We start from the raw sequence: 295 nt of genomic DNA, 5'->3' as shown, positions 1-295 counted from the left end.
GGAGAACGCTGTGGTGGCAAGGCTGGTCGTGGATCAGAGAACAAGCTGCCGATAGTGGCGGCCGTCTCTCTCGATGAGTCAGGCCACCCCCGGCACGCAGGGCTGATTCAAAGTCTTAACTCGGGCTTGGTGCTGGCTTTCTCGTCGCCATCGCCAGTAGCGCCGCGATGTCGTGAGTTACGGCTTGCATGCCGGCTTTGATCGACTGAAATCCAGCCAGTCGGAGCAGGTTGAGCGCTGCCGTCCGCAGCGTCGCCATCGCTCCGGCCCCGTTGCCGCGGTAGCGATGGGCGTC

1 pseudogene is annotated in these 295 nt (G+C 63.4%); it reads left to right on the top strand.

Annotated features, from left to right (window positions below):
- Positions 1-99 (top strand): annotated as a pseudogene (locus tag CJZ82_RS17565) (IS1595 family transposase); the annotation flags it as partial.
- Positions 100-295: the final 196 nt, after the last annotated feature.

The organism is Synechococcus sp. 1G10 (genome assembly GCF_002252625.1).
GTDB lineage: Bacteria > Cyanobacteriota > Cyanobacteriia > PCC-6307 > Cyanobiaceae > Regnicoccus_A.
This window is presented reverse-complemented; position numbering and strand designations above follow the sequence as displayed.